The 7505-nt window shown below is 70.7% G+C and carries 2 protein-coding genes and 1 pseudogene; 2 read left to right on the top strand and 1 reads right to left on the bottom strand.

Annotated features, from left to right (window positions below; translation table 11 throughout):
* Window positions 1-744: pseudogene (locus FE633_RS46505) on the top strand (FxsB family cyclophane-forming radical SAM/SPASM peptide maturase); the annotation flags it as partial.
* A gap of 187 nt (window positions 745-931) precedes the next feature.
* Window positions 932-3892, top strand: a complete 2961-nt coding sequence (gene fxsT, locus FE633_RS46500; RefSeq protein WP_138051199.1) for an FxSxx-COOH system tetratricopeptide repeat protein — start codon at window positions 932-934, stop codon at window positions 3890-3892.
* Window positions 3893-4065: 173 nt separating this feature from the next.
* Here the strand turns inward: fxsT and FE633_RS46495 are convergent.
* On the bottom strand, window positions 4066-7505 hold a 3440-nt coding region (locus FE633_RS46495), incomplete at its 5' end, for a multifunctional oxoglutarate decarboxylase/oxoglutarate dehydrogenase thiamine pyrophosphate-binding subunit/dihydrolipoyllysine-residue succinyltransferase subunit (protein WP_138051198.1).

Below are 7505 nucleotides of genomic sequence, written 5' to 3'. Positions count from 1 at the left end.
CGCCGGGTCGACCGCACGGGCCGTCCCGCCTGGCCCGCCGCCCGCGCGGCCGCCGTGCGCCTCGCCGCGCGCCCGGCGACGTACGCCGGAATCCTCTGCACGATCGACCTGGACGCCGGCCCGCGCGACGTCTACCACTCGCTCCTCGACCTGCGCCCACCCGGTGTGGACTTCCTTCTCCCGCACGGCAACTGGCAGCGACCACCGCGCCGCCTGGCCCGGGAGGCGCCCGGTCGCCACCGGCCCCGACCGACCCCCTACGGCGACTGGCTCGCGGCGGCCTTCGACGCATGGTGGGACGACCCCGAGGCAGGAAGCCACGTGCGCATACGCCTCTTCCAGGAGATCGCCGCGCTGCTGCTCGGCGCGCCCAGCGGTGCCGAGGCCGTGGGTCTGTCCCCGATGGCCGCGGTCGTCGTCGAGACGGACGGTGCGATCGAGCAGGTCGACTCGCTGAAGTCGGCGTACGACGGAGCGCCGGAGACCGGGCTCGACGTGTTCCGGGACTCGTTCGACCGAGCGCTGCGTCATCCGGGCATCGCGGCACGGCAGCTGGGCGAGCGGGCGCTGGCCGAGGAGTGCCGGGGCTGCCCGGTGCGCCGGGTGTGCGGCGGCGGGAACTACGCCCACCGCTACGCGCCCGGCACGGGCTTTCTGCACCCCAGCGTGTACTGCGCCGACCTGGAGCGACTCATACGGCACGTCGCGCACCGCCTGAGCCGGACGACGGGCGGCGTCGGGTGAGGACGGCCGCTCGACCGGGAGATCGGTCCGCTCGACAGGGGGTTCGGCCCGCTCGACCGGGTGAGGGCGGTTCCATCGACCGAGCGGGTACGGAGCGTGTCTCAACCTTGCACCTCTGTAGTCCTTTTGACGCACAATTGAATGACCTGTGCGCAGTCGTGACAGGTGCAGCTGAGGGGGCAGCGGGATGACGGTGGAGCTCGGTCACGTCACGGTGGTTTTCGCGGGACAGAGCGAGTCCTGGGCCAAATGGATCGACCATCAGGTCAGGGCGGCCGGCCGGGCCACGACGCTGGTGCGCTGGAATCCGCTGCGGCGCCCGCCCACCGCCACGGCGCTCACCGATCTGCTGAGCGCCCCCGGGCGCATCCTTCTCGTCATCGACGACTGGTACGAGCGTCTCGGCCATGAGCGGTTCGAAGCCTGGGCCGACGCGCTGCGGCAGGTGATGCCGGAGTACCGGGACCGGATCACCGCCGTCAGCATCACGGCCCGGCCCCTGCCGGAGGCCGTCATCGCGCTGGCGCCCGTCGAACTGCGCGGGCTGCGCCCCGAGGTGGCCCGCAGCCGGGTCCTGGAGTGCGCGGGCGTACCGGAGCCCGGCACCCTCGTCGACCTGTCCCGCGGCCCGCGTTTCCCGGACGATCCCCCGGAGGTGTGGCAGGCACCGCGCCGCAATCGTCGCTTCATAGGCCGCACCGAGCTCCTGGAGAAGGCGTACGGGGCGTTGTCCGCCGCGGGGGACGAGGGCTGTGCCGTGGCGCTGCACGGCCCCGGCGGCATCGGCAAGACCCAGCTCGCGCTGGAGTACGTCCACCGGTTCGCCGGCGAGTACGACATCGTGTGGTGGGTCAGCGCCGCCACCCGGGTCACCGCCCGCCAGCAGTTCGCGGAGCTCGCACCCCGGCTCGGACTGGACGACGCGGGTGATCTCGGGGCGACCATCAAGGCGGTCAAGCGCGAACTCGACGCCACCGCGCGCCCCTGGCTGCTCGTCCTGGACGGCGCGGGCGCCCCCGAGCGGCTGAGCGATCTCGTCCCCACAGGACGCGGCCATGTGCTGATCACCACGCATCGCGCGGACTGGGCGGCGCACGCCGAGACCATGGCCGTACCGGTCTTCGAGCGCCGGGAGAGCGTGGCGTTCGTCGGGCGCCGCACCGAGCGGCTGACCGACCTCCAGGCCGGGCGGCTCGCCGAGGCCGTCGAGGACATGCCGCTGCTGCTCGACCAGATGGCCGCCTGGCTGGACCTCAACCCCACCGTGCCGGTGAACGAGTACATCCGCGACATCCGCGACGGCAAACCGGACCGCTTCGGCGTCATGGCCTCCGCGAACTATCCGGAGAGCTTCCAGGTCGCCTGGGCCAAGCTCCTCAACACCCTCCGCGAGGGCTCCGAGGCGGCCTGGCAGCTGCTGAACCTGCTCGTCTGCTTCTCGCCCGACGTGGTGCCCGTACGGCTGCTCCAGACTGCGCGGCACGGCGATCTACCGGACGGGCTGGCCGAGTTGGTCGCGGAGCCGAGCAGCTGGAACACCGCGCTGCGCAAGCTCTCCGAGATCACCTCCATGCGCGTCGAGTACGAACAGGGCCCGCGCATGGACGTCCAGACCGTCGGCACGCTGCGGATGCACCGTCTCTTCCACCGGTACGTACGGTCCGTGCAGTCACCCCGCGATGCCGAGCGCTACTCGGCCGCCGCCCGCAAGGTGCTGGTCTCCGCGGACCCCCGTGACGCGGGCTCGGCCGGCAACTGGGCGCGCTACGCCGAACTCATCCCGCACCTCGAACCGGCCGGCGTCCTCGACTCGGCCGACGACGACGTCCGGGAGCTCGCCCTCAACTGCATCGAATACCTGCGGATGCGCGGGGAGTACCACGACGGCTGGTGGCTCAGCAGACAGGCCGTCGACCACTGGCGGGCGGTGTCCGGCGGCACCGACCGCTCGGTGCTCGTCGCCGTCCACCAGCTCGCCAACATGCTGCGCCGGCTGGGGCGGTACGCGGAGGCCGAGGAGGTCGGCCGCGAGACGCTGCGCCGGCTCGGCGCGGCGGAGAACGTCCTGCCGATCGAGGTGATCCGCGCCAAGGACGGCCTCGGCGGCACCCTGATGGCCCTCGGGCGGTACGCGGAGGCACGCGCTCTGTTCGAGGCGGCCGCGGCGGACGCCGCCGACGCACTCGGCGGTGAGAACGTGCCCCGGACCCTCAACATCCGCAGCAACCTCGCCGTCGCCCTCGGCCTGCAGGGCCACTACACCGACTCGCTCGCCCTGCACCGGAGGATCTTCGAGGCCCGGGTGGACCTCCTGGGCGGTAAGAACGCGCTGACGCTGAACTCGGCGTTGCGCACCGCATGGATGCTGCGGCTGCTCGGTCGCTACCGGGAGGCGCTCGCCATCCAGGGCCACAACTCCCGGGCGCACAGCCAGGTCCTCGACCGCAACCACAGCCAGACCCTGCAGGCCGAGCACAACCTCGCGCTGTGCGCCCGCCGCGACGGCGACATCCAGTTCGCGCAGGCCATGATGCGCGGGGTCCGCGAGAAGCTGCTGCGCCGGCGCGGAGTCGTGCACCCGGAGAGCCTGATGGTCTCCTGCGACTACGCGATGCTGCTGCGCCAGCTGGACAGGATGCCGCAGGCCAGGGAGCTGGCCGAGACAACCGCCGCACACTACGCGGCTCAGCTGGGGGACATCCATCCGTACGCGATCGGGGCGCGGGACAACATCGCGACCGTCATGCGGGACATGGGCGAGACGCGCGCCGCGCTGACGCTGTCCCGACGGACGACGCGGCAGATGGAGGAAGCGGTGGGCCGGGACCATCCGTGGGCCATCGGCTGCGCCAAGAACTGGGTTGCCGCGCTGGCCGCTGTCGGAGACACCGAGTCGGCCGCGACCCTCGGCCGGGACGCGGCCGAGCGGGCCGCCCGGACGCTCGGCGAGACCCATGTCCTGACGATCAGCCTCAAGGCGGGACTCGCGATCGATCTGTCGGAGCTGGGGGAGCGCGAGGAGGCCGAGGAACTGCACCGGGACGCCGTGGCCCGGCTCACCGAGCTGCTCGGCCCCGACCATCAGCACACCCGCTACATCCTCGAACGGCACCGGCCGTACTGGGACTTCGAGCCCCAGCCGATCTGAGGCAGGCACCTGGGAGCTCACCCGGAAGCTCCCAGACGCCTGCGAGCTCGCCCGGGAGCTCGCCTCGTATCCCGCCCGGTCTCTCGCCAGGGAGCCACCGCACACGCCGGAGGGCCCGGCCCGAGTCGTCAACAACTCGGGCCGGGCCCTCCGCACGTGCGTACCGCGGCCGGTCAGGCCTCGAACACCTCGCGCATCAGCTGGGCCTGCTCCTGCTCGTGACGCTTCTTCGAGCCGACCGCCGGGGACGAGCCGTGGGGGCGCGAGATGCGGCGCAGGCGCTCGCCGTGCGGGATGTCCGCGCCGACCGCCAGGTCCAGGTGGTCGATCAGGTTGAGGGCGATGAACGGCCAGGCGCCCTGGTTCGCCGGCTCCTCCTGGGCCCACAGGTACTTCTCGGCGTTCGGGTACTTGGCGATCTCGCCCTGAAGTTCGGCACCCGGCAGGGGGTACAGGCGCTCCAGGCGGATGATCGCCGTGTCCGTCACGCCGAGCTTCTGCCGCTCGGCCTCCAGCTCGTAGTAGAGCTTGCCGGCGCAGAAGACGACCTTGCGGACCGCCTGCGGGTCCACCGACTCGTCGCCGATGACCGGGCGGAAGCCGCCCGACGTGAACTCCTCCGTCTTGGAGGCCGCGGCCTTGAGGCGCAGCATCCACTTCGGGGTGAAGACCACCAGCGGCTTGTGGTGCGGGTTGTGCACCTGCCAGCGCAGGAGGTGGAAGTAGTTCGACGGCAGGGTCGGCATGGCGACCGTCATGTTGTTCTGGGCGCAGAGCTGGAGGAAGCGCTCCGGGCGGGCGGACGAGTGGTCCGGGCCCTGGCCCTCGTAGCCGTGGGGGAGGAGCAGCGTCACACCGCTCGTCTGGCCCCACTTCTGCTCCGCCGACGAGATGAACTCGTCCACGACCGTCTGCGCGCCGTTGACGAAGTCACCGAACTGCGCCTCCCACATCACGAGGGACTCGGGACGCGCCAGCGAGTAGCCGTACTCGAAGCCCATCGCCGCGTACTCGGAGAGCAGCGAGTCATAGGCGTTGAAGCGGGCCTGGTCCTCGGAGAGGTACAGCAGCGGCGTGAAGTCGGCGCCCGTCTCGCGGTCGATCAGCACCGCGTGACGCTGGCCGAACGTGCCGCGACGGGAGTCCTGGCCCGACAGGCGGACCGGGGTGCCCTCGAGGAGCAGGGAGCCGATCGCGAGCGTCTCGCCCATGCCCCAGTCGATCGTGCCGTCCTCGACCATGGCCGCGCGGCGCTGCAGCTGGGGCAGCAGACGCGGGTGCACGGTGATGTGGTCGGGGATGTTGACCTGCGACTCGGCGATCCGCTTGACGACCTCCTGGGTGACCGCGGTGTTCACGGCCACCGGGAACTCGGGCTTCGGCTCCGGGACGTGCGTCTCGCCCGCCTGCGAGGTGGCCTCACGGACCTCGGTGAAGACCTTCTCCAGCTGACCCTGGTAGTCCTGGAGGGCCTGCTCGGCCTCTTCCAGCGTGATGTCGCCCCGGCCGATCAGCGACTCGGTGTAGAGCTTGCGCACCGAGCGCTTCTTGTCGATCAGGTCGTACATCAGCGGCTGCGTGAACGCCGGGTTGTCCGACTCGTTGTGACCGCGGCGGCGGTAGCAGATGAGGTCGATGACGACGTCCTTGTTGAACGCCTGGCGGAACTCGAAGGCCAGGCGAGCGACGCGGACGACGGCCTCGGGGTCGTCGCCGTTCACGTGGAAGATCGGCGCCTCGATCATGCGGGCCACGTCCGTCGCGTACATCGAGGAACGCGAGGACTCGGGCGCCGCCGTGAAGCCGACCTGGTTGTTGATGACGACGTGGACCGTGCCGCCCGTGCGGTAGCCGCGCAGCTGCGACATGTTCAGGGTCTCGGCGACCACACCCTGGCCCGCGAAGGCCGCGTCGCCGTGCAGGGCGATCGGCAGGACCGTGAAGTCCGTGCCGCCCTTGCCGATGATGTCCTGCTTGGCGCGGGCGACGCCCTCCAGGACCGGGTCGACCGCCTCCAGGTGCGAGGGGTTGGCGGTGAGCGAGACCTTGATCTGCTCGCCGTCCAGGCCCGTGAACGTGCCCTCGGCGCCCAGGTGGTACTTCACGTCGCCGGAGCCGTGCATCGACTTCGGGTCGAGGTTGCCCTCGAACTCACGGAAGATCTGCGCGTACGACTTGCCGACGATGTTCGCGAGGACGTTCAGCCGGCCGCGGTGGGCCATGCCGATGACGACCTCGTCCAGGCGCGACTCGGCCGCCGAGTCGATCACGGCGTCGAGGAGCGGGATGACGGACTCGCCGCCCTCCAGGGAGAAGCGCTTCTGGCCGACGTACTTCGTCTGCAGGAAGGTCTCGAAGGCCTCCGCCGCGTTCAGCCGGCGCAGGATGCGCAGCTGCTCCTCGCGCTCCGGCTTGGTGTGCGGGCGCTCGATGCGGTCCTGGATCCACTTGCGCTGCTTCGGGTCCTGGATGTGCATGAACTCGACGCCGGTCGTGCGGCAGTACGAGTCGCGCAGCACGCCGAGGATGTCGCGCAGCTTCATGAGGGACTTGCCCGCGAAACCGCCGACCGCGAACTCGCGCTCCAGGTCCCACAGGGTGAGCCCGTGCTCGGTGATGTCCAGGTCGGGGTGCTTGCGCTGCTTGTACTCCAGCGGGTCGGTGTCGGCCATGACGTGGCCGCGCACCCGGTAGGAGTGGATCAGCTCGAAGACACGGGCGGCCTTGGTGACGTCGTCGTCGTGCGAGACGTCGATGTCCTTGAGCCAGCGGACCGGCTCGTACGGAATGCGCAGGGCCTCGAAGATCTCGTCGTAGAAGCCCTCCCCGCCGAGCAGGAGGTTCGCGACGATGCGCAGGAACTCGCCGGAGGCGGCGCCCTGGATCACCCGGTGGTCGTACGTCGAGGTCAGGGTCATGACCTTCGAGATGCCCAGCTTGTTCAGGGTGTCCTGGGAGGTGCCCTGGAACTCGGCCGGGTAGTCCATCGAGCCGACGCCCATGATGACCGACTGGCCGGGCATCAGGCGGGGCACGGAGTGCACGGTGCCGAGGCCGCCGGGGTTGGTCAGGGAGACCGTGACGCCGGAGAAGTCGTCCATCGTCAGCTTGCCGTCGCGGGCGCGGCGGACGATGTCCTCGTAGGCCTGCCAGAACTCGAAGAAGTTCAGGGTCTCGGCCTTCTTGATGCCGGCGACGACGAGCTGGCGGTCGCCGTTGGGCTTCACCAGGTCGATCGCGAGGCCGAAGTTGACGTGCGGCGGCTTGACGAGGGTGGGCTTCCCGTCCTTCTCCGCGTAGTGCCAGTTCATCGACGGCATCGTCTTGATGGCCTGCACCATCGCGTAGCCGATGAGGTGGGTGAAGGAGATCTTCCCGCCCCGGGCGCGCTTCAGGTGGTTGTTGATGACGATGCGGTTGTCGAACAGCAGCTTCACCGGGACCGCGCGCACGGACGTGGCCGTGGGCAGCTCCAGAGAGGCGTTCATGTTCTTCGCCACGGCCGCGGAGGGGCCGCGCAGCGGTACGTACTCGGGTCCGTCCGGGGCCGCGGCCGCGGGAGCGGGCTTCGCGGCGGCCGGCTTGGCCGCGGCGGGCTTGGCCGGAGCCGGGG

This window comes from Streptomyces montanus (assembly GCF_005786655.1).
Taxonomy (GTDB): Bacteria; Actinomycetota; Actinomycetes; order Streptomycetales; family Streptomycetaceae; genus Streptomyces; species Streptomyces sporangiiformans.
The sequence above is the reverse complement of the archived record's forward strand: the minus strand, read 5'-3'. Positions and strand labels throughout refer to the sequence as shown.

Excerpts from the sequence above, each read along its gene's own strand:
- fxsT (WP_138051199.1), top strand. The coding sequence starts at position 932 with ATGACGGTGGAGCTCGGTCACGTCACGGTGGTTTTCGCGGGACAGAGC.